The sequence below is a fragment of the Providencia sp. PROV114 genome, from assembly GCF_032704305.1.
In the GTDB taxonomy this organism is placed as follows: domain Bacteria; phylum Pseudomonadota; class Gammaproteobacteria; order Enterobacterales; family Enterobacteriaceae; genus Providencia; species Providencia rettgeri.
In genome coordinates, this window is record NZ_CP120528.1 from 1,165,955 (window position 1) to 1,185,533 (window position 19,579).

The following is a 19,579-nucleotide window of genomic DNA, read 5'->3' on the forward strand; positions in this document are numbered from 1 at the left end:
GTTAAGAAGGATTAAACTATGTGTGAGGGACGTTCCTCAAAAGTACGTCATCAAACCATCATTGAGCTGCTTTCTACTCAAGGGCAGGTTTACGTACAGGAGCTTGCTAAACATTTTAATGTCGCGCAAGAAACCATCCGTCGTGACCTTAGTAAGCTTGAAACACAGAAGTTACTGAAAAAAGTCCATGGTGGGGCTGTCAATATTCAATCAAAATTTGAGCGTAATTTTACGGAAAGAGCACAAGCCGCGGTTGATGAGAAAAAAGCGATTGCGGCGAAAGCGGCTGAGCTGATTAAACCTGGAGACACATTGTTTATTGATTTTGGCACAACCACCTTTGAATTTAGCCAAAGAATCAAATTGATTGATAACTTAACCGTTATTACAAATTCGCCGTTATTGGCAAATACGTTACAAGAAAACTCAACTATCGAAACGATTTTGATTGGAGGGCAATTTAACGCAGCGCAAAATGCGTGCTTAGGGGCTATTGCACTAAAAAATATTGCTGAGTTTTTTGCTGATTATGCAGTCATTGGGGCAGGGGCGATACACGCATTGCATGGCGTGATGGATCAGCACGTCGACGAAGCGGCAATCGCACAAAAGATGATGGAAAACAGCGATAAATTAATGGTGTTAGCGGATGGCACGAAAGCGAATAAACATGCGATTAATTTTGTGACAAGTTGGGACAATATTGATTATTTAGTGACAACCAGCAAAGAATTTAAATTACCTGAAAGTAAAAAACATCCTAAAACGAAAATTATTGTTGCGGACGTTGAATAAGTTTTAATTCTATAAATTAAACACTCCCTGTGGAAAATAATTAATTATTTTTCATGGGGTTGCTTTAACTAAAAAATGTTCATCGAAAATTAACAACACCTAGGAAAGATTATGAGCCTTTATTTTATTGCTTGCCCTTATTCAGACCCCGATAGCAATGTTGTAGAAATGCGCTTTGCTGAATGCACTAAATTTGCAGCAGAACTGGCGCTTAAAGGTATCGCTACCTATAGCCAAATCACAATGACCCATCCAATTAACCAATACTTAGCCTCACAAGGACAAAAAGTCGCATGGTCTTCTATTGATATGGAATTTCTAAAGCGGTGTGATGGTTTAATTGTGCTGACATTACCTGGCTGGGAAAAAAGCGGTGGTGTTGCAGCTGAAATTCAGTTTTTTAAAGACCAAGGGCTGCCAGTTTGGACTGGGGATGAGTTTATCGCTCACTATTTAGAGTGAACGATGAGGGAAAGTAAAAACCGAAGATAAACTATCTAGAGTGGATAGAAATAATAAGCGTATAAATTTCAATGTAATAAAAAAGGAAGCAATGGCTTCCTTTTTTTATTAATGGAAATAGAGGTTAATGAGCGGGTTTTAGATAATCATCTAAACTTTTGCCTTCACCTTTTTTATCATTGTCACCATCAATCATATCATCGATAGAACAACCGAACTCTTCCACATCATTGCACATGAGTGTCGCCATGGATTTTGCAATTTCATGTTCACCTATAATGATATGGTCTGCTCCTCGTTCTTTAATAAAGCTGACTTCATCATCATAATGGGCACGAACAATCACAGTGACATCTGGGTTCATTTCTTTCGCGGTTGCGACAATTTCACCGGCTTCATAACCATTAGGGATAGTTAAGAGCAATGTTTTGGCGCATTCAATACGGGCAAGGCTAATAATTTCTCTATTGGCGCCATTACCTAAGATTGCGCTAAAGCCATTTTCAGCAAGTTCTTCAAACCGAGAGCGGGTATCTTCAACAACGACAACCGGAATTTCCCTTCTACGCAGTTTGTCTGCAAGCATGCCACCTACTCGGCCGTAACCAACGATGATGGCGTGGCCGCAGATATCGACAGGAACTTGGGTTTCCTCTTCCAGAGTCTCTTCCAGCAGTTGCTCTTCGATAGTTTCGGTTTTCTCAAGGTACTTATCTAATAAGCTAAATAACACAGGGTTCAGCATAATAGAGACAATTGCACCCGCTAACACCAAGTTTTGCGCGTCTTTATCCATGACACCTAGGGTTAACCCCATTCCGGCTAAGATAAAGGCAAATTCACCAATTTGCGCAAGACTAACTGAAATAGTTAATGCGGTTCGTCGTGAATGGCCAAACATCCTAACAAGTACCAAGGCAGCTGCGGATTTACCAATAATGATAATGGCGAGAACGGCTAAAATTCCCAGAGGCTGCTCAATTAATACGACTGGGTCGAACAGCATCCCAACTGATACAAAGAACAGTACGGCAAAGGCATCACGTAGTGGCAGAGTGTCTTGTGCGGCGCGATGGCTGAGTTCAGACTCATTTAATACCATTCCTGCGAAGAACGCACCAAGGGCAAATGAAGCATCAAAAATAGCCACAGCAGCATAGGCAATGCCTAATGCGAGTGCGAGAACAGCAAGAGTGAATAGCTCACGAGAACCTGTTGATGCGGTACGCGATAAAATCCATGGGATTACTTTACGGCCCACGACAATCATAATAAATATGAATAGAACAACTTTACCAATTGTCCATGCAAGGCCTAATGCGAGCTCACTGAAGCTGGCATCATCCGTGTTCATGATAGCTGCCGCCGCAGGCAGTAGAACGAGTGTTAAGACCATCGCTAAGTCTTCAACAATCAGCCAGCCTATAGCAATTTGCCCACGCTGACTTTCAATCAATTGACGTTCTTCTAATGCACGAAGTAATACGACGGTACTGGCAGTTGATAAACATAGGCCAAATACAACGCCTGTAAATATTCCCCAGCCAAATAACATCGACAGGCCAAGGCCCAGTAAGGTTGCTACTGCGATTTGAGCAATAGCTCCGGGAATGGCGATGGCTTTAACAGCAAGTAAATCTTTTAATGAGAAATGTAGGCCTACCCCAAACATCAGTAAGATAACACCGATTTCAGCAAGTTCAGGTGCCAGTGCTGCATCAGCAACAAACCCAGGGGTAAATGGGCCTGCTAGGACACCGGCTGCAAGATAGCCAACTAAAGGGGAAATTTTTAATCGCTGTGCGATCATACCTAACAAATATGCAAGGGCGAGACCACCAACAATGGTTGTGATTAAGGGCGTTGAATGCTCCATTTAGTCTCCTCTGGTTAGTATAAAAATAGAAAGGTGGGTACATGCCGTTGACTTTTAAAATGAGGCCTTCATTTTAAAATGCAAATTGCATGTTTTTATATTCTAACTTTTTTTGAGATAAATTTCCTTAAAAAAATGAAATGTTTTTAAAAAAAATGCAGGTTAAAGGAGCTAAATCGTTACAAGCTTTGTGTTTGTGAGATTTTTATCTGAAATTTATCGAGATTATGGAAGGAAAGACCCATACTTATTTTTAGGTAAGTATGGGTAAAATAAGAAAATAAATCTATTTGTTACCAATATTTGGTAGCAATACTGTAAAAATCCCAAGTAATGGTAAGAAAGCACAATAATGATAAACTTGTTCAATACTGGTCTGGTCTGCGATATGGCCTAAAACTGCCGCACCAACACCTCCCATACCGAATGCTAATCCAAAGAACAACCCTGATACCATGCCGGTTTTACCGGGGATCAGCTCTTGTGCGTAGACTAAAATAGCCGAAAATGCGGAGGCTAAAATCATACCAATGATGACGGTAAGTACCCCAGTCCAATAGAGGGATGCATAGGGTAAAATTAAGGTAAATGGTGCAACTCCAAGGATTGAGAACCAAATAACGTATTTACGCCCTATTTTGTCGCCTATTGGCCCGCCAATCATAGTACCAGCGGCTACGGCAAATAAGAAAACAAACAAATGAATTTGCGCATTTTGCACAGAAACACCGAACTTATCGATCAAATAAAAGGTGTAATAGCTGCTGATGCTCGCCAAATAAAAGTATTTTGAAAAAATCAGAATTAACAGTACCGCCAAAGAGCCAATAATTGTCTTTCGTGGTAAGACGTTAACATTCCCTGAATTGAGTGGTTTCTTACTTGCAGCGCGGTGTTGTTGTTTGTACCAGCTGCTAACTTGCAATAAAATAACAATCGCAAGCAGGGCTGCAAGCGAGAACCAACCAATGTTGCCTTTTCCGTATGGTTCAATAATCAGTGCTGCAAGTAGTGGCCCAAGGGAGGCACCTAAGTTACCACCGACTTGGAAAAAGGATTGCGCCAGACCATGACGACCGCCTGAAGCCATACGCGCCACACGAGAAGATTCAGGATGGAAGACAGAAGAACCGGTTCCAACCAATGCGGCTGCAAGTAATATGGTCGGGAAAGTTTCTGCCATCGCTAACAAGATTAGCCCCGTTAGCGTGAAGCTCATTCCTATTGGCAAGGAATAAGGTTGTGGATGTTTGTCCGTATAGTAGCCAATAATCGGTTGTAACAGTGATGCAGTAATCTGATAAGTAAGGGTTATCATCCCGATTTGGGCAAAACTCAGTGAAAAATCAGATTGTAATAAAGGATAAATCGCTAAGATTAGTGACTGGATCATATCATTAAGTAAATGAGAGACACTGATCGCGGTTAGGATACTAAAGACCGTTTTCCCTGTTTTATTTAATGGCTTTGACGGGCTTGGGTTGTTGGGTGTTGTGGTTTGCTCACTCATGTCATTATCAACTTTATGTGTTACATAATTGTTATCAATATAACTGAAATACAATTTATTTAAATAAATAAATAAATCACGTGAATAACTAGTGTTCGTAAATTATTTGATGGCGATCTCATTTTTATGAAACGAATTTCTTATTCTGCAATAGGTATCAAATCCTGCTCATATTTTTATGCTATAAGACAGCAGGTAGTGACAAACTATAATCTAATATGACTGTATAAAAATTCCTATACCAGCAGGGAGAAATGTATGAAGTTTGCATTTAAGGCATGCGCATTAACGGTATCGTTAGCGTTAATACCCGCAACTATGGCAAATGCGTGGGAAAAAGACAAAACATACAATATTACCATTTTGCATACCAATGACCATCACGGCCACTTCTGGCATAACGACCATGGTGAATATGGTTTAGCGGCGCAAAAAACGGTAGTTGATGAAATTCGTGACGAAGTCGCTAAACAAGGCGGCAGTGTTTTACTGCTCTCTGGTGGTGATATTAATACCGGTGTACCAGAGTCTGATTTACAAGATGCAGAACCCGATTTTAAAGGAATGAACTTAGTCGGTTACGATGCAATGGCATTAGGGAACCACGAGTTTGATAACCCACTTGAGACGTTGCGTCAGCAAGAAAAATGGGCAACTTTTCCGTTTTTATCTGCCAATATTTATCAAAGCAGCACAGGTAAACGCCTTTTCAAACCTTACCAAATCTTTGATAAACAAGGTGTGAAAATTGCTGTTATGGGGCTGACAACCGACGACACAGTGCGTATCGGTAACCCTGCCAATTTCCCTGATGTCGAATTCCGTGTGCCTGCGGACGAAGCCAAAAAAGTGGTTGAAGAGCTTCGCGCAACAGAAAAACCAGACATTATCATCGCAGCAACTCATATGGGGCACTATGATGATGGTAATCATGGTTCAAATGCTCCGGGCGATGTAGAAATGGCGCGCAGCTTACCTGCTGGCTATTTAGATATGATAGTGGGTGGTCACTCACAAGACCCTGTTTGTATGTCTCAAGAAAAGAAAAACTACAAACAAGAGGATTATGTACCAGGTACACCGTGTGCGCCAGATAACCAAAATGGAACTTGGATTGTGCAAGCCCATGAATGGGGTAAATATGTTGGTCGTGCAGATTTTGAATTTAAAAATGGCAAGTTTACGCTGAAACACTACCAGTTAATCCCAATTAACTTGAAGAAAAAAGTGACAAAAGAAGATGGGACTAGCGAGCGTGTTTATTATACGCAAGAAATTGCTCATAACCCTGATATGATGAAATTATTGACACCTTATCAAGAAAAAGGTGACAAGCAATTGAGTGTTAAAGTGGGCTCAGTTGAAGGTAAACTTGAAGGTGATCGCAGTAAAGTGCGTTTTGTGCAAACAAATATGGGGCACCTTCTGTTAGCCGCACAAAAAGAACGCGCAGGGGCTGATTTTGCGATTATGAGCGGCGGCGGTGTTCGTGACTCTATCGAAAGTGGCGATATCACTTATAAAGATGTGCTCAAGGTTCAGCCGTTTGCTAATGAGTTAGTTTATGTCGATTTCAAAGGGGATGAAGTTATCCCATACCTGACCGCAGTTGCGAATATGAAACCGGATGCAGGTGCGTATGGCCAGTTCTACAACGTGAACTTAACGCTGAATAAAGATGGCACGATTAGTGATGTCAAAATTGATGGTAAGCCTGTTGACCCAGCCAAAACTTATCGTATGGCAACGTTGAATTTCAATGCGATTGGTGGTGACGGTTACCCGAAAATTGACAACCATCCTAACTACGTTAATACCGGCTTTGTCGATGCGGAAGTGCTCAAAGGGTATATTGAAAAACATTCCCCGCTGAAAGCGGCAGATTATGAACCAAAAGGTGAGATTATTTATAATAATAAATAATTAAATCATTATTACCTTGAAAGCCTCACCGCTCGCGGTGGGGCTTTTTATCGTCATTATTTAGAGCAAAAAAGCATGAGCGACTAAATGAGGGCCTTCATAAATATCAAATGAATGATAATGTAATAAATATTCATGAGGCGCATGATCAACAAGAAAACGCACAGTTCCTCGGCTTATTTGTCGATTATGGCTATTGCGTAAATGAAACGCTAGCTGGAATATCACACTCCAAGATTCATCGGGTTTGAGGCTGAAACGAGCAACAGCATAATAAGTCCCAATTGCTGGCGGCTGTTGCCTACCACCTTCTTGAGACGATAACCATTCAATCGTCGCTGCGACTGTCACGGGTTTAATATCATTTACGTATTTCAGCGAAGGTTGCATTCAGTACTTTGGCGAGATCGTTAGGAGCAAGTTCAATATCTAAACCACGTTTTCCACCTGAAACGAACATACTGGCATATTGCTGAGCTTGGTCGTCAATGACTGTTGGTAAGCGCTTTTTTTGACCTAATGGGCTAATGCCCCCAAGCAAATACCCCGTTGTTTTTTGAGCGATTTGTGGGTCTGCCATTTCAACTTTTTTGACTTTAAACACTTTAGCAACCAGTTTTAAATCTAGTTGCCCTGAAACAGGTGTTACGGCCACGGCTAATGTTTTTTGATCGCCATTGAGTGCGACTAATAAGGTTTTAAACACTTGCTTGGCATCTAACCCAAGTTTTCGTACTGCTTCATCACCAAAGTTACTTTCATTTGGGTCGTGATCGTAGGGGTGTAATGTGAAGGAAATTTTTTGTTTTTCGAGTAATTTTACGGCTGGGGTCATTTTGAGCCTTCTATTTATAACTTAGTTTCGCAAATATTCTACCAGACTATTTTCACCAAACAGGTGTAACGCACCAACGGCGACCACATAGTTACCATCAGGGAGTGATCTAAGCTGCTCGTTCCAATTCGCATTTCGTTGCTTCATCAATACCTGATAAATGTCTTCGCTAAAGGTATTGGGTAAAGCGGTACGATTATTGGGTTGGTAGTCTAACCACCAGCCTATCATCGTTTGTAGCGAGCGCGCGTTTGCACGCCAGTGGTTCAGCGAGTCTTGTAATAACGCTAACCCATTATTAGGCAAAGAAAGCAGCAATTCAACTTGAGAGGCAGTGCCCTCTAGTTCAATAATTGGTTTGAGTTGTGATTGCGCATTACGGATAAGTTGGTAGTCAATGCCATAGTGGCCTCTTAGCCCGAGTTCTTGGGCTTGGGTCGCTTGCAAAATCAGGGCAATTTGCCATGAGGGTAAGGTATCAAAACGCTCGGGGGATTGGCGGAGCTCTAAACAATATTGTTGAAAAAGGTGATATTCATCGCGAGTTAGCCGTTGTTCAACAGGAAGAAGCTCAGCGATATCATCGCTAGGAAATGGAGAGTGGGTTTCAGTGATATCCGCCTCAACAATCAAGGCATCTGCGAGATTAAGTTTGTCTAATAATGTGGCAGACAAAGGAAACATCGTTTCTGTTCCCATGTGAATGCTACCCACAATGTGCAATTTCAGTTTTTTTGATAGCCGAATATCAACAGCAGGGTAAGGGTAAACCGGAGCAGTTTCTGTATGAAGCCAATTCTTTAAATTTTCAAACAAGTTACCCACGATTTCGTTCCTGCGTTATTTCTCATTTTCTTAGGGTAAACAATCTTACCGCAATTTGCGAATGCTCATCGTCGATTACGCATTTTTTAGCCGATTGGTGTCATCGTGGAGGTGAAATAATGTAAAAAAATGCCCCTATTAAGGGGCATGATAGGATTAATTATTTTTACTAATACCTTTAAATACACTGAGCAACGTGAATAAACTAAAGGAACTAAACACCATTTCGATGCCAATTAGGGTTGTCAGTAAAGTAATTGATGTAATTGGGCCATTACCGATGAGTAAATAAGCAATGAAGAAATCTAACAGCCCGATGATGATTTGTAACCAGCCGCCGGCTGAGCTAATTTGTTGGAAGCCGACATATAACCGAATAACCCCACCGATGATAAATAAAGCCGCCACTAAAATAGCCAACGCGACTAGGCTCTGCAACGGGTCTTTAATGAAAGAGTAGCCGACAATAATATAAATAAGACCAATGATAAAACCAAACAGTCGGGACCAACCGGTATAGATCACGGTACTTAGAATGCTCACAATCGCGCCAACGCCACCAATAATCAGGAGCACACCCAGTACGGTACTGACAGCGATACCCGATATCATTGGGTTGATGATACAAAAAATTCCGCCCGCTAATAATAAAATGGATAATATCACCAAAAATGTACGTTGTTTTTTAAACTCTTCACCCGCAAGTTTGGCAAGTTTTTCACGATCAATATTAAGCATTTTGCTCTCCAAATATGAAATAACTAACTATTTACTAGTATAGACTTAGCTTGATATTAATGACATATAAGATAATACAATTTTTACTTAGTATTAGTATGAAAATGAAGTGTTGTAGAGAGAAGGTTTAGAGATGAACAATATCAATCATTAAAAAGTGGGAAGAACATCAGTTCCTCCCACTTTAAGCTATTATTTTTCAGGTTTAAAGCGTAGTAAACGGTTTGCGTTACTGACTACTGTAATCGATGATAATGCCATTGCTGCACCTGCAACGACAGGGTTTAGTAATGTTCCCGTTATTGGGTACAAAATACCAGCGGCAATCGGGATACCTAACGTATTATAAATAAAGGCACCAAATAGGTTTTGCTTCATATTACGCAGTGTTCCTTTTGAAATAGACACCGCATCGGCAACACCATGTAAGCTTTGGCGCATTAGGGTAATGGATGCAGTTTCAATCGCGATATCACTGCCGCCACCCATCGCAATACCAACGTCAGCTCGGGCTAGAGCAGGGGCGTCATTGATGCCATCACCCACCATTGCAACTTTGTGCCCTTTGGCTTGCAAGGCTTCAATTGCGGCGGATTTACCGTCTGGCATAACGCCTGCAATCACTTCATCAATACCCGCTTCTTTGGCTATCGCGTTAGCTGTTACTGGGTTATCCCCGGTTAACATGACTAAACGGAAACCTTGTTTGTGCAACCGCGCCAGCGCACTTATGCTGTCTTCACGTAATGGGTCACGGATAGATAACAGCGCGGCAACTTTACCATCAACAGCCAGTAAGACGGGAGTAACACCTTGAGTGGCTTGTTGGTGTAGTGTTTCTTCAATATCACGGGTATCAACATTATTTTGTGCTAACAGTTTTTGGTTACCTAATAAAATAGTTTTTCCATCAATTATTGCACTAATACCTAACCCTGCTAAGGTTCTAAACTGCTGATTAGCGGGCAGTGTTAAGCCTTTTGCGCGATTTAAAACAGCGCGAGCCAGTGGGTGATTAGAACCATTTTCTAATGAAGCGGCAAACTGTAAGGCGGTGTCTTGTTCGAACCCATTAACTACATGGATATCCGTAACTTGTGGCATACCTTCAGTCAATGTACCTGTTTTATCAAAGACAATGGTGTCTAACTCACTTGCTTGCTGTAATGCATCCGCATCGCGCACTAATACGCCAAACTCAGCCGCTCGGCCCACGCCAGAAATAATCGACATTGGCGTTGCAAGGCCTAGCGCACAAGGACACGCAATGATTAATACCGTTGTGGTAATAACGAGTGCGTAAGTAATTTGTGGTGCAGGCCCAATAAAGTACCAAATTGCACCTGAAATTAAGGCAATAGCCACAACGACCGGTACAAACACAGCAGAAATACGGTCAGCAAGCTGGCCAATTTGTGGTTTACTACTTTGTGCTTGGCGAACAAGGTGAATAATGCGCGCTAAAGTCGTTTGGCTGCCGACAGCAGCGGCACGAAATAGTACGGTACCATCTTGTACAACAGTTCCCGCATGGACTTGATCCCCTTTGCTTTTTTGCTGAGGGATCGGTTCACCCGTTAGCATGGCTTCGTCTAACCAAACCTCGCCTTCGATAATTTCACCATCAACAGGGACACGGTCACCCGTTGCTAAGCGTAAAACCATTCCTTTTTTGACTTGCTCCAGCGGCATATCCACTTCGCCTTGTTCTGTGACAACACGGGCCGTTGGCGGCGTCAGGTCTAGCAAGCGTTCAAGGGCTTTGGATGAGCGTTGGCGAGCTCGTTGTTCTAAGGCATGACCTAGGTTAATAAGACCGATGATCATGGCACTGGCTTCATAATAAAGGTGTCTGGCTTGGTCTGGGAACCATTCAGGCCAAATATTGACTACAATAGAATAGAGCCAAGCCGCCCCTGTTCCTAGCGCGACTAAGGTGTCCATGGTCGCACTGCCATTTTTTAGGCTTTGCCATGCATTTCGATAAAAGTGCCCACCTGCAAATACCATGACCGCAAGGGTTAATACACCAATGGTGAGCCAAATGGTATGGTTTTGCTCAGTCAGCACCATGTTATCGCCCATCATCCCCCACACCATCACAGGGATACCAAGGGCAAGTGCTAATGCTGATTGCCAGCGGAAGCGGCGCATATTGGCTTGCGCGACCTCCTGTTGGCGCTCTCGGCGTTTAGCTTCATCTTGAATGATTTCCGCGCCATAACCTGCTTTAACAACCGCGGCGATTAAATCATTCGGCTCAGCAGTTCCGGTGACTAAAGCACTGCGCTCAGCTAAGTTGACACGTGCATTTTCAACGCCTGGTACGCTATTTAAGGCTTTTTGGACTTTGTTGACACAACTGGCACAGGTCATGCCATCAAGCAGTAACTGCACACTGTCATCCATTGGGCTAATTTCAGGTTGTTCACCTAAATCAGACTCTTGTGCCGGGATCTCACAGATTGCCGCTGAATCAGCTTCCGGCTGTTCAGTTGTGGTACTCAGCGGCTCAGTTTTTGGGTGAGATTCACCCACAGTTGCTTGGTAGCCAGCGGCTTGAACCGCAGCAATTAGGGATTCTGCGGATGCCGTACCTTGGACAACAGCGGTTTGGGTATCGACAGTTGCACTTTCAACACCATCGACTGCTTCTAGTGCTTGCTGTGTTTTAGCGGCACATTTCATGCAACTTAGACCCGAAAGGGCTAAAGTGATCGCTTTTGTTTGAGCTAGTTCTGCGTTGTAACCCGCTTGTTGAACAGCGGCGATTAACGCTTGTGCATCAGCAGAACCGTATACTTTGGCGCTGGTGGTATCGACAACGGCAGCAGCAACGCCATCAACCTCTTCGAGTGCTTTTTGTGTTTTACCTGCACATTTCATACAATTGAGGCCAGAAAGCTGTAACTCGATATCAGGGGTTGTAGCCACTTCAGCTTCATAACCTGCGTCAACGATGGTTTTTATTAAGTCAGCCACATTGGCATCACTTTCCATTACGGCATAATCGATAGTGACTTTTAAGTTAGTGACATCACCGTGCCCTTCGAGCGCTTTAGTGACTGAGCCGACACAGTGCATGCAGCTTAGCCCCTGTAATTTTAAAATAATCATGTTACTCATTTTGCAGCCTCCAAAACCCGTTTGATGTATTGGGTCTATAACTTTATCTACAATTAGGTCTATAATTCGACAATGAACAAAGGTTACACCTTCCAGCAAGGTTAAGGTCAAGAGGAATTATGAATATTAGTGAAATTGCCAAAAAAACGGGGCTAACTGCAAAAGCTATTCGTTTTTATGAAGACAAAGGGCTAATTACACCACCTGAAAGAGGGGAAAATAGCTACCGTTATTATCAGGAGTGCCATCTAAACGAACTCGTGTTGCTAAAACAGGCAAAAGATGTGGGTTTTACCTTGGATGAATGTGGCGAACTATTAGGTTTATTTCGCAACCCAACCCGACATAGTGCTGATGTAAAGACGACAACGATAGCTAAGATAAATGAAATAGAGCAGACAATCGTTAAATTGTCTGCCATTCGAGATACATTACAAGAGCTCGTGGACGTATGCCCTGGGGATGATGGCGCAGATTGCCCGATTATTGACCACTTGGCACGTGGGTGTTGTCATCATGAGAAGGTTTAACCTGCAAGGTGATACCGTCTACTGCGATGACCACCACTTCTGTGTTGGCGCTTAATGGCGTGTCGCTATACACGCGCCAACTACCATCTGCAAGGCGTACTCGGCTAAAGCCTTCTTCGGTATCTGACAACAAACGGCCTTTCACACCAATCAGTTGATGACTGATTTGATTGACGTTATCTGCCTTATTTTTTTGCTTGTTCCTCAACCAGTTGCGCCATAACACAGCAGAGACAACGGTAAAAATGGCAAACAAGATCCCTTGCCACTCCCAACCGATGAATGGCAGAGCCCAAACGATAACCCCAACAAGCACCGCAGCAATACCCGACCATAAAAGATAGCCTGCGGTACCAAGAAGTTCACCAATCAGCAATAGCCCACCAAGACACAGCCAAAACCATGCGGGTTGAGCACTGATAAGCTCTATCATTCTTTTACCTGTTTTTTTATGGCACCGGTTTTCTTGCTTTCACCGATTAGCTCAGTAATCCCACCAATTGCGCCCATTAAGTTACTGGCTTCTAATGGCATCATGATGACTTTGCTGTTTTCGGCAGAACCAATACTGGTCAGTGCATCGGTGTATTTTTGCGCCACAAAGTAGTTAATCGCCTGCATATCACCAGCGGCAATCGCTTCAGATACCATTTGTGTTGCTTTTGCTTCCGCTTCCGCAGCTCTTTCGCGTGCTTCGGCTTGTAAAAATGCGGATTGGCGTTCACCTTCAGCTTTGAGAATTTGTGACTGTTTTTCACCTTCAGCTTTTAAAATTGCTGCTTGGCGGATACCTTCAGCCTCAAGAATATCAGCCCGTTTGGTACGTTCAGCTTTCATCTGCGCATTCATCGCACTAATTAATTCTTTTGGTGGCTTCACATCACGAATTTCGATACGGGTAATTTTGACACCCCAAGGGTTAGTTGCCTCATCCACCACGTGTAATAAACGGCTATTAATGGAATCACGTTGCGACAACATTTCGTCTAGTTCCATGGAACCTAATACGGTACGAATATTCGTCATGGTTAAATTTAGTACGGAAAGCTCAAGGTTGCTGACTTCATAGGCCGCACGTACTGGGTCAACGACTTGAATAAAGCAGACCGCATCAATAGTGACGTTGGCATTATCGCGAGAAATAACTTCTTGGGATGGGATATCAAGGACTTGTTCCATCATATTGATACGACGGCCAATTTTGTCCATAAATGGCACAATAATATGCAAGCCTGGTTGTAACGTACGGGTATAGCGACCGAAGCGCTCAACTGTCCATTGAAAGCCTTGCGGTACTGTTTTAACACAGGTAAAAACAATAACGACAGCGACAAAAATGATAATCGGTATTGCACCAAAGGCGAACAAGTCCATATTTAACCCTTAATTAGTAAAGTAATGAATATACTTGGCGACGGTATTTACTGGCAATGGCATCACCGGTTCCCATGGCAGACATAATGTCCATCATAGTTTTTCTCACTGCGCCGTCACCTGCACCCAAGTCGGTACGTAAAAAGCCGAATAACATTTCCAGCGCTTCTTCGTTGCGGTTCACTTCATGCAGTTTTAGGGCTAATTGAACAGCTAACGTTGTATTTTGCGGATCTTGATTGAATTCATCTTGCAATTGCTGAATTTCAGGGGTGTCCGCAGCTTGTTTTAATAATTCAATTTGTGCGATTAAACCTTGGTAGCGGCTGTCTTTATCCTGTAATGGGACTGCTTCTAAGGTAGCTTGTGCGTCATCAACAAGATTTAAACCGATTTGGGTTTCTGCCAACAATAATGTGATTTCGCTATTTTTTGGGTTCAGCTGATGCGCTTCTTTTAACAATGGTAGCGCTTCTTGTGTTTTACCTTCTGCTATTAATTCAGCGGCTTGTGCTGCTTTCATTTCTTCTGGGCTTGGCAGCACGCGAGATAAAATTTCCAGTACGACCTCTTCGGGTTGTGGCCCTTCAAAGCCATCAACAGGACGACCATTTTGCAACACATACAGGGTAGGGATCGCTTTTAAGCCAAACTGACTGGCGATCATTTGTTCTTCATCACAATTAACTTTAGCTAAAATAAATGACCCTGCGTAGTCGTTGGCAATTTTTTCCAACATAGTACCGAAATCTTGGCAATGAGGGCTACGCGGTGACCAAAAGTAAAACATGACAGGTAAGTTCATTGATTGTTCAATGACTTGGTGTAGGTTGGTTTCGTTAATATCAATTATCTGAGCGTTAGCAAACATAAGAAGTCTCTTTTGAATTTGTTATCAATAGAATTTTTGGGCGATGGTAATAAAATGGGGCTGATTTTGCTTTTTTCAAGCTTTTTTCCCCTGATTTGCCAGTATTTTATCCATTATTTTGTCAGGTAAAATACGCTTTAAGATACGCACAGCGACAGTTAATAACGTGACAGAATAGCGTACTTTTGGGCGCGGGCTTTCTAACGCATGGATCAATTTTTCTACCACATGTTCCGGTGTTAAGGTAAAACGTGAGGCAATACCTGGGTTTTTAACAGGCTTATCTTTTTGAGTTTGTTCAACATTTTGAGTAAATGCTGTATGAATAGGGCCGGGCTCAATTAAGCTTACTTTTACCCCCGTTCCTGCCAACTCTAGGCGTAAGGCATCAGACCATGCTTCCAGTGCGTATTTACTGGCTGCATAAGCGCCACGGCCGGGGGTTGAAATCACCCCCATTACCGAACTGGTTTGGATAATTCGGCCTTCATGGTGCGCGCTCATGGCGGGTAATAGCAAAAAAGTTAACTGGTGAACACCAAAAAAATTAGTGGAAAATTGTGCTTCGAGTTGCTCGCGGCTGACGCTATTTAATGGCCCATACACCCCAAAACCGGCGTTGTTGAATAACCCGTAAAGGCGATGATTACAGAGTGTTAGCACCGTTTGAGCCGCTGTTTCTATGCTATCTTTATCATCGAGGTCAAGGGAGACGGTGTCATAACCCTGTTCTTTCAGGCGCAAAATATCACTTTCTTTACGGCAGGCAACAATAACATGGTAGCCACGCTGGCGAAGTGTTTGTGCAGCACAAAAGCCAATACCGCTTGAAGCACCTGTGACTAGGACTGATTTTTTGTTTCGTGCTGATGTTTGCATAACTTTACCTTGGTTTCATGCAACTGAATCTATTTCGGGTATAAAAGAGCGTTTTAATCCCCTTGTTTAACGTCTGTTTTATTGACTAGACGGTAAAATATGTTCAGAAAGTTGTTTTTCCATAAAATCAGCAATGGATGGCTGGGCTTCAACCGTCGGGTGAATACCGTCTTGTTGTATCCATTCAGGCTTAGTTATCACGGTTTCCATATAAAATGGCAGTAATGGAATTTGATTACTTTGCGCCAATTTCGGATAGACTTTTTCGAAACTTGTCGTATAACGTTTTCCATAGTTAGGTGGAATACGAATTTGCATTAAGAGCGGTTTCGCACCGGATTGCACGATTTGCTTAATAATCTGTTGTAAATTAGCTTCAAGTTGTTCTACTGGGAGACCTTGTAAGCCGTCATTTGCACCTAACTCAATCAATACCCAGTTAGGTTTGTTTTGTTCGAGTAACATGGAAAGGCGTTCTAACCCCTGCGCAGAGGTATTCCCACTAATACTACCGTTAATAATAGCAACGGGTGGGGAAAGTTTCTGCCAACGTTCGGCAAGCAAAGAGGCCCAAGCCTGCTCAGCCGGTAGACGGTAGCCTGCACTTAGGCTATCACCTAAGATTAATAGCTTAGTTGACGCAAGTGCGTGCCCACTTGCAGCCAGTAACAGGAGAAATACCAATATATGTCGGCGAATAATATTCTTGAAGTTCATCATCTCATTAAACGTGTTGGCCAAGGTGAACATGAACTGACTATATTGCAAGGTGTTGAGCTAATTGTCGAGTCCGGGCAAACAATTGCTTTAATTGGGGAGTCTGGTTCGGGGAAATCAACCTTGTTAGGGATTATCGCGGGGTTGGATGACGGCTCCAGTGGAACGGTTAATTTATTAGGCCAAGACCTCACTAAAATGGATGAAGAGCAACGGGCACGTTTACGGGCACAAAGTGTCGGTTTTGTGTTCCAATCTTTTATGTTAATCCCAACCTTAAATGCCATTGAAAATGTGCAACTTCCTTCTTTGCTACGTGGCGAATCTGAGTCTGAAAGTTATCAACACGCGGCGAGTTTACTGACTGATTTAGGCTTAAAAGATCGCTTAAAACACATGCCACCACAGTTGTCAGGGGGGGAACAACAACGCGTTGCACTTGCTCGAGCTTTTAATGGCCGCCCTCAGATTTTATTTGCTGATGAACCAACGGGTAACCTCGATCGCCATACAGGGGATAAAATTGCAGATTTATTATTTGCGATGAACAAAGAGCATGGAACAACCTTGATTTTGGTTACTCACGATAACGAGCTAGCTGCGCGTTGCCAACGTCGTTTGCGTTTGGTTGATGGGCAGTTGAGGGAAGAAGCATGATTTGGCGTTGGTTTTGGCGTGAATGGAAAACACCCTCGTTATTGATTGTTTGGCTTGCGCTTACTCTTGCAGTTGCCTGTGTATTGGCTTTAGGGCGAATTAGCGATCGCATTGAAAATAGCATGAGCTACCAAAGCCGTGAGTTGTTAGCGGGGGATTTAGTTTTACGCTCTTCTCATCCAAGCGACCCTATATGGTTACAGGAAGCCCAAAAAGAGGGCTTAGCGCTCAGCCAACAAATATCATTTTCTACCATGGCTTATGCGACAGAAGATGAAGACGCTCGGCCACAATTGGTGTTAGTGAAAGCTGCAGATAAGGCATATCCATTATATGGCGAGCTTATCACTGAACCCGCTGGGTTAACCCCGACAAAAGGGGAAATATTAGTCGCTCCGCGGCTATTAGAATTATTGAACCTCAATGTAGGGGATAACATTGATATCGGAGATGCAACGCTAAAAGTCTCGGGTAAATTAATCCAAGAGCCCGACAGCGGATTTAACCCGTTCCAGATTGCTCCAAGAGTATTAATAGCGATTGAAGATGCGCCACTAACGGGGGCTATTCAAGTAGGCAGCCGATTAACGTATCGCGACATGTTTGCCGGTGATCGTCAGCTGATTGATGCATTTCAACAAAAATATGAGCAAGATCTGCGAAATGATCAACGTTGGTATACATTAAGCGAAGATAACGGCGCAGTAGGGAAAACGTTTCAACGTGCTCAACAATTTTTATTGCTATCAGTGTTATTAACACTGTTGCTAGCCATTGCTGCGGTCGTGGTTTCAATGACGCATTATTGCCGCAGCCGTCATCAACTAATCGCAGTATTAAAAACTCTAGGAGCAGGGCGTAGCGCATTACGTCAGTGGATTATTGGGCAGTGGTTAGTGATTTTAATCGCTGCGGCTTTACTCGGCTCATTATTAGGTTTGGCTTTTGAAGGCATTTTAATGCAAATCTTAGGGGCTATGTTGCCGAAGGAATTGCCACCTGCGAGTTTAATGCCTTGGGTTTGGGCAATCGGTACATTATTCATTATTGCTATTATTGTTGGCAGTCGCCCTTATTACCAACTGATGGCAACCCAGCCTTCAAGGGTATTACGTGAAGATGCCAAATCACCCGTTTGGCCGCTGTATTATTATCTGCCAATTGTTATTTTAATTGTGGTTGGTGGGTTATTTATTTTTGCTGGCGTAAACCCTCTGTTATGGTCAATTTTAGCGGGTATTGTCGTGGTGGCCATTCTACTTGCGCTGATTGGTTGGGTAGGCTTATGGGGGCTACGTCATATTAAGTTTCGCCAATTAAGTTTGCGTTTATCCGTTAGTCGCCTATTGCGCCAGCCGTTACAAACCATCACACAAATGAGTGCATTTTCGCTATCATTTATGTTATTGGCGCTGCTAATTTTAGTACGTGGTGATTTGCTTGATCGCTGGCAGCAACAGTTACCCGCAGATAGCCCGAACTATTTCTTAATTAATATGAACCAGTCACAGCTTGAACCTGTTACCAAGTTATTGGCTGAGTTTGATGTCAAGCCAACAGAGTTCAACCCTGTGGTGTTAGCGCGCTTAACCGATATTAATGACCAGTCAGCGATTGAATGGGCAGATCAACGTGATCCGAATAATAATACGGTGCGACGTGAATTGAGCTTAACTTGGCAATCTGATTTAGCGCCAGCTAATGTGGTTGACGAAGGGACATGGCCACCGAAAGCGGGAGAAGTTTCGATCGAACAAACGGTTGTCAAAGAGCTCGGATTGAAATTAGGCGATAAACTAACATTTAACGCAGGGGCTCAGGTCTTTAGTGCAACAGTCAGTAGTATTCGTACGGTTGATTGGGAGAGCCTGCGACCGAACTTCTATTTTATTTTCTCTGAAGAAAGTCTTTCTCAAATGCCGGCTACCTGGCTGAGCAGCTTCCACTATGACGGTGATGGGCAGCTATTGACGCAACTTAGCCGTCATTACCCGACAATTAATGTGCTCGATACTGGCGCAATTATTACCCAAATTCAGCAAATTCTTCAGCAAGTTAGCCAAGCTCTTGAAGTTATGGTGGTACTGGTTATTTTCTGTGGGTTATTGCTATTATTGGCTCAAATTCAAGTGGGGATGAGCCAGCGAGAGCGGGAGCTTGTGGTATATCGAACATTAGGCGCTAGCAAAAAATTAATGCGTAGAACGCTATGGAGCGAATTTGCATTACTTGGCTTAATGGCTGGGCTTGCCGCAGCTTTTGGAGCAGAAATTGCATTGTGGCTGTTGCAAAGTAAAGTGTTTGATTTCCCATGGCAACCTGAATGGCGTATGTGGGTATTATTGCCTTTGTGCGCGGCAATTTTATTGTCTATTTGCGGTGGGTGGTTAGGACTGCGTTTATTAGGGACGGGTAATCAGCACCGTCGTTTACCTAATAGTTAAATACTCGTCATACTTCG

Annotated in this window: 18 protein-coding genes; 6 read left to right on the plus strand and 12 right to left on the minus strand. The window is 43.0% G+C overall.

Translation table 11 applies throughout. The features are described from left to right. The first annotated feature begins 18 nt into the window (after nt 1-18). Together P3L37_RS05005 and P3L37_RS05010 are read left to right on the plus strand one after the other, a co-directional pair. Nucleotides 19-795: a DeoR/GlpR family DNA-binding transcription regulator gene (locus P3L37_RS05005; protein WP_004913603.1), complete on the plus strand. Its 777-nt coding sequence runs from the start codon at nt 19-21 to the stop codon at nt 793-795. 111 nt (nt 796-906) lie between these two features. Continuing rightward, on the plus strand, nt 907-1,257 hold the full coding sequence (locus P3L37_RS05010; RefSeq protein WP_004913600.1) for a DUF1937 family protein: 351 nt from the start codon (nt 907-909) through the stop codon (nt 1,255-1,257). Nucleotides 1,258-1,381: 124 nt separating this feature from the next. Here P3L37_RS05010 and ybaL read toward each other — a convergent pair whose 3' ends face one another. Continuing rightward, the gene (ybaL, locus tag P3L37_RS05015) at nt 1,382-3,133 is read right to left on the minus strand and encodes a YbaL family putative K(+) efflux transporter (RefSeq protein WP_004913598.1); all 1,752 of its coding nucleotides are present in this window, start codon (nt 3,131-3,133) and stop codon (nt 1,382-1,384) included. A gap of 286 nt (nt 3,134-3,419) precedes the next feature. Then, nucleotides 3,420-4,643 (minus strand): MFS transporter, encoded by a 1,224-nt coding sequence (locus P3L37_RS05020; protein ID WP_110732205.1) that lies wholly within the window; start codon nt 4,641-4,643, stop codon nt 3,420-3,422. Between the two features lie 258 nt (nt 4,644-4,901). Here P3L37_RS05020 and ushA point away from each other — a divergent pair, with 258 nt between their 5' ends. After that, nucleotides 4,902-6,566: a bifunctional UDP-sugar hydrolase/5'-nucleotidase UshA gene (gene ushA / locus P3L37_RS05025; RefSeq protein WP_004913593.1), complete on the plus strand. Its 1,665-nt coding sequence runs from the start codon at nt 4,902-4,904 to the stop codon at nt 6,564-6,566. A gap of 60 nt (nt 6,567-6,626) precedes the next feature. Here ushA and P3L37_RS05030 read toward each other — a convergent pair whose 3' ends face one another. The 5 genes from P3L37_RS05030 to copA all read right to left on the minus strand — a co-directional run bounded on the left by P3L37_RS05030 (nt 6,627) and on the right by copA (nt 12,090). Then, entirely contained in the window at nt 6,627-6,956 is a 330-nt protein-coding gene (locus P3L37_RS05030; protein WP_071524548.1) for a hypothetical protein, read from the minus strand. After that, nucleotides 6,928-7,401 carry a Cys-tRNA(Pro)/Cys-tRNA(Cys) deacylase YbaK gene (gene ybaK, locus P3L37_RS05035; RefSeq protein WP_004913586.1) on the minus strand — a complete coding sequence of 158 codons (474 nt, stop codon included), beginning with the start codon at nt 7,399-7,401 and terminating at the stop codon, nt 6,928-6,930. The genes P3L37_RS05030 and ybaK overlap by 29 nt, the downstream gene beginning before the upstream one ends. Nucleotides 7,402-7,422: 21 nt before the next feature. Beyond that, nucleotides 7,423-8,226: a TraB/GumN family protein gene (locus P3L37_RS05040; RefSeq protein ID WP_004913582.1), complete on the minus strand. Its 804-nt coding sequence runs from the start codon at nt 8,224-8,226 to the stop codon at nt 7,423-7,425. A gap of 156 nt (nt 8,227-8,382) precedes the next feature. After that, complete coding sequence (locus P3L37_RS05045; RefSeq protein ID WP_004913580.1) at nt 8,383-8,964, minus strand: HdeD family acid-resistance protein; 582 nt, start codon at nt 8,962-8,964, stop codon at nt 8,383-8,385. Nucleotides 8,965-9,156: 192 nt separating this feature from the next. Further along, complete coding sequence (gene copA, locus P3L37_RS05050; protein ID WP_110732203.1) at nt 9,157-12,090, minus strand: copper-exporting P-type ATPase CopA; 2,934 nt, start codon at nt 12,088-12,090, stop codon at nt 9,157-9,159. Nucleotides 12,091-12,209: 119 nt separating this feature from the next. On the opposite strand from copA, the gene cueR reads away from it, so the two are divergent. After that, nucleotides 12,210-12,620, plus strand: a complete 411-nt coding sequence (gene cueR / locus P3L37_RS05055; protein WP_004913575.1) for a Cu(I)-responsive transcriptional regulator — start codon at nt 12,210-12,212, stop codon at nt 12,618-12,620. On the opposite strand, the gene P3L37_RS05060 is transcribed toward cueR, so the two are convergent. The 5 genes from P3L37_RS05060 to tesA form a co-directional block, all read right to left on the minus strand. Further along, a complete protein-coding gene (locus P3L37_RS05060) occupies nt 12,574-13,053 on the minus strand; it encodes an NfeD family protein (RefSeq protein WP_004913573.1) in 480 nt (159 codons plus the stop codon). The genes cueR and P3L37_RS05060 overlap by 47 nt on opposite strands. Further along, nucleotides 13,050-13,994 carry an SPFH domain-containing protein gene (locus P3L37_RS05065; protein ID WP_109912071.1) on the minus strand — a complete coding sequence of 315 codons (945 nt, stop codon included), beginning with the start codon at nt 13,992-13,994 and terminating at the stop codon, nt 13,050-13,052. Before P3L37_RS05065 ends, P3L37_RS05060 begins: the two co-directional genes overlap by 4 nt. A gap of 13 nt (nt 13,995-14,007) precedes the next feature. Then, nucleotides 14,008-14,865, minus strand: coding sequence for a co-chaperone YbbN (locus P3L37_RS05070; protein ID WP_004913567.1), 858 nt, complete (start codon nt 14,863-14,865; stop codon nt 14,008-14,010). A 75-nt stretch (nt 14,866-14,940) separates the two neighbouring features. Then, on the minus strand, nt 14,941-15,744 hold the full coding sequence (locus P3L37_RS05075) for an SDR family oxidoreductase (RefSeq protein WP_198634978.1): 804 nt from the start codon (nt 15,742-15,744) through the stop codon (nt 14,941-14,943). Between the two features lie 78 nt (nt 15,745-15,822). Further along, nucleotides 15,823-16,464, minus strand: coding sequence for a multifunctional acyl-CoA thioesterase I/protease I/lysophospholipase L1 (gene tesA / locus P3L37_RS05080; RefSeq protein ID WP_272667435.1), 642 nt, complete (start codon nt 16,462-16,464; stop codon nt 15,823-15,825). Between tesA and ybbA the strand changes: the two genes are divergently transcribed. Both ybbA and ybbP read left to right on the plus strand, forming a co-directional pair. After that, nucleotides 16,432-17,118, plus strand: a complete 687-nt coding sequence (gene ybbA, locus P3L37_RS05085) for a putative ABC transporter ATP-binding protein YbbA (protein ID WP_004913560.1) — start codon at nt 16,432-16,434, stop codon at nt 17,116-17,118. The two genes, tesA and ybbA, sit on opposite strands and share 33 nt — an antisense overlap. Continuing rightward, nucleotides 17,115-19,562, plus strand: a complete 2,448-nt coding sequence (gene ybbP, locus P3L37_RS05090) for a putative ABC transporter permease subunit YbbP (protein ID WP_110732202.1) — start codon at nt 17,115-17,117, stop codon at nt 19,560-19,562. The genes ybbA and ybbP overlap by 4 nt, the downstream gene beginning before the upstream one ends. The last annotated feature ends 17 nt before the right edge of the window (nt 19,563-19,579 follow it).

What these genes read in the sequence shown, in the direction of transcription:
- P3L37_RS05005 (WP_004913603.1), top strand. Translation starts at nt 19, where the DNA reads ATGTGTGAGGGACGTTCCTCAAAAGTACGTCATCAAACCATCATTGAG.
- P3L37_RS05010 (WP_004913600.1), top strand. Translation starts at nt 907, where the DNA reads ATGAGCCTTTATTTTATTGCTTGCCCTTATTCAGACCCCGATAGCAAT.
- ybaL (WP_004913598.1), bottom strand. Translation starts at nt 3,133, where the DNA reads ATGGAGCATTCAACGCCCTTAATCACAACCATTGTTGGTGGTCTCGCC.
- P3L37_RS05020 (WP_110732205.1), bottom strand. Translation starts at nt 4,643, where the DNA reads ATGAGTGAGCAAACCACAACACCCAACAACCCAAGCCCGTCAAAGCCA.
- ushA (WP_004913593.1), top strand. Translation starts at nt 4,902, where the DNA reads ATGAAGTTTGCATTTAAGGCATGCGCATTAACGGTATCGTTAGCGTTA.
- P3L37_RS05030 (WP_071524548.1), bottom strand. Translation starts at nt 6,956, where the DNA reads ATGCAACCTTCGCTGAAATACGTAAATGATATTAAACCCGTGACAGTC.
- ybaK (WP_004913586.1), bottom strand. Translation starts at nt 7,401, where the DNA reads ATGACCCCAGCCGTAAAATTACTCGAAAAACAAAAAATTTCCTTCACA.
- P3L37_RS05045 (WP_004913580.1), bottom strand. Translation starts at nt 8,964, where the DNA reads ATGCTTAATATTGATCGTGAAAAACTTGCCAAACTTGCGGGTGAAGAG.
- copA (WP_110732203.1), bottom strand. Translation starts at nt 12,090, where the DNA reads ATGAGTAACATGATTATTTTAAAATTACAGGGGCTAAGCTGCATGCAC.
- cueR (WP_004913575.1), top strand. Translation starts at nt 12,210, where the DNA reads ATGAATATTAGTGAAATTGCCAAAAAAACGGGGCTAACTGCAAAAGCT.
- P3L37_RS05060 (WP_004913573.1), bottom strand. Translation starts at nt 13,053, where the DNA reads ATGATAGAGCTTATCAGTGCTCAACCCGCATGGTTTTGGCTGTGTCTT.
- P3L37_RS05065 (WP_109912071.1), bottom strand. Translation starts at nt 13,994, where the DNA reads ATGGACTTGTTCGCCTTTGGTGCAATACCGATTATCATTTTTGTCGCT.
- P3L37_RS05070 (WP_004913567.1), bottom strand. Translation starts at nt 14,865, where the DNA reads ATGTTTGCTAACGCTCAGATAATTGATATTAACGAAACCAACCTACAC.
- P3L37_RS05075 (WP_198634978.1), bottom strand. Translation starts at nt 15,744, where the DNA reads ATGCAAACATCAGCACGAAACAAAAAATCAGTCCTAGTCACAGGTGCT.
- ybbA (WP_004913560.1), top strand. Translation starts at nt 16,432, where the DNA reads ATGTCGGCGAATAATATTCTTGAAGTTCATCATCTCATTAAACGTGTT.
- tesA (WP_272667435.1), bottom strand. Translation starts at nt 16,464, where the DNA reads ATGATGAACTTCAAGAATATTATTCGCCGACATATATTGGTATTTCTC.
- ybbP (WP_110732202.1), top strand. Translation starts at nt 17,115, where the DNA reads ATGATTTGGCGTTGGTTTTGGCGTGAATGGAAAACACCCTCGTTATTG.